The organism is uncultured Aquincola sp., from assembly GCF_964001545.1.
In the GTDB taxonomy this organism is placed as follows: Bacteria; Pseudomonadota; Gammaproteobacteria; order Burkholderiales; family Burkholderiaceae_C; genus Aquincola.
On the sequence record NZ_CAXFDV010000221.1, the window covers coordinates 1 to 1831 of the forward strand.

The following is a 1831-nucleotide window of genomic DNA, read 5'->3' on the forward strand; positions in this document are numbered from 1 at the left end:
CCGCCACCACGCCGGCTGCGGCGCCCACGGGCACGCGCCCTATCCCCACCGGCACGCTGCCGGCAAAGGCGGATGCGCTGTCCAGCGCGCCGGTCAGATCGTCGGCCAGCAACCGGAGGCGGGCGCTCATGGCTTCACGCGCAGCAGCTCCACGCCCAGCGTGCGCACCTGCTCCACGTCGGCCTCGCTGATCGCGTCGTCGGTCAGCACCTGGTCGAAAGTGCGCAGCGGCAGCACCCGCATCAGCGCCGCCGCGCGGAACTTGGACGCATCGACCAGCAGGCGCCGCACCCGCGCCGATTGCGCGAACGCGCGCTTGACGGCGGCCACTTCGGCCGAGGTTTCGCTCAACATGCCGGCGTTGACGGCATGCGCGCCGCACAGCAGCACGTCGGCGCTGATGGCCGCCGCACCTTCGATCACCGAAGGCCCCAGCACGGTGGTGAAGCCCGGCCGCAGCTGGCCGCCCAGCACATGCACCTGGATGCCGGGCGCCGCACCCAGCACCTGCGCAATGGCTAAGTCGTTGGTGACCGCGGTCAGCGGGATGTTGCGGGCCACCACCGCCCGCGCGGCTTCCAGCACCGTGGTGCCGCTGTCGAAGATCACGCTCTGGTGCGGCTCCAGCGCCGCGGCGGCCGCCATGCCGATGGCGCGCTTTTCGGCCGGCGACAGCTCGGTAGCGGCATGCGCGTCGGGCTCGAAGGCGCTGTAACCCTGCTGCTTGAGCAGCGCGCCGCCGTGCGTGCGCTCCACCACGCCGTCGGCCGCCAGGCCGTCCAGGTCGCGACGCAACGTCGACTGGGAGACGGCCAGCGCCTGCTCCAGCTGCGGCAGCGTGACGGCGCCGTGCGAGCGCAGGAACTCGACGATGCGCTGGCGGCGCTGGGCGGGCAGCAGGCCGCCCTGGAGGACTTCGAGGCTGGTGGGTTTCGCTGTCATGCGCTTGATTTTGAAAGATTGTGGTGAGTCTACCCGCAAGGGTTTGCACTTATGTGGAAGATCTTGAAAGCTTTTGAGCGAATGTGCATACTTTCAGCCATCGGTGGCGGATCTTCTGCCACAGCCCGTCACAAGGAACCCGCATGACCACGAATACCGGCGTTGCCCGAATCGCCATCACGATGGGAGATCCGGCCGGCATCGGCCCCGAGATCATCGTCAAGGCCGCCCATGCGATGCGCGACCGCATCGCTTCGGGCCGGCTGGCGCTGCAGGTGGTGGGCAGCACGCGTGCGCTGGAAGAAGCCGAAGCGCAGCTGGATCTGCCCCGCCAGGCCACGCCGCTGTACGAAGCCATCGACGTCGGCCCCGTGACCGATCGGCTGGAAGTGGGCAAGGTCAGCGCCGCCGGCGGCGAGTGGGCCTTTCGCGCGGTGGAACGTGCGGTGCGGCTGGCCCAGTGCGGCCAGGCCGATGCCATCGTCACCGCGCCGCTGTCGAAAGAGGCGCTGCACATGGCCGGCCATCATTTCGAAGGCCATACCGAGCTGCTGGCCCACCTCACCGGCCAACGCGACGCGGTGATGATGCTGGCGCACGACGCGATGCGGGTGTCGCACGTCACCACGCACTGCGCGCTGTCTGAAGTGCCCAAGCGGGTGACGCCGCAGCGCCTGCAGCGGGTGTTCGAGGTCACGCTGGCGGCGCTGCGCTCGCTGGGCATTGCGCAGCCGCGCATCGCGGTGGCGGGCCTGAACCCGCATGCGGGTGAAGGCGGCATCCTGGGCAGCGAAGACGATGCGGTGGTGCGCCCGGCCATCGAGCGCTTTGCGGCCGAAACCGGCGTGGACATCAGCGGCCCGATCCCGGGCGACACGGTGTTCATCAA

General features: G+C 69.7%; 2 protein-coding genes. One reads left to right on the forward strand and one right to left on the reverse strand.

The window, feature by feature from the left end; all coding sequences use genetic code 11:
* Window positions 1-126 precede the first annotated feature (126 nt).
* Window positions 127-942 (reverse strand): DeoR/GlpR family DNA-binding transcription regulator, encoded by an 816-nt coding sequence (locus ABNT58_RS07670; protein ID WP_348752911.1) that lies wholly within the window; start codon window positions 940-942, stop codon window positions 127-129.
* 143 nt (window positions 943-1085) lie between these two features.
* Here ABNT58_RS07670 and ABNT58_RS07675 point away from each other — a divergent pair.
* Window positions 1086-1831, forward strand: a 746-nt coding sequence (locus ABNT58_RS07675) for a 4-hydroxythreonine-4-phosphate dehydrogenase PdxA (RefSeq protein ID WP_348752912.1), incomplete at its 3' end; no start/stop codon positions are given.

Bases quoted from the DNA above. Each gene is read 5' to 3' on its own strand.
- ABNT58_RS07670 (WP_348752911.1), bottom strand. From the start codon at position 942: ATGACAGCGAAACCCACCAGCCTCGAAGTCCTCCAGGGCGGCCTGCTG.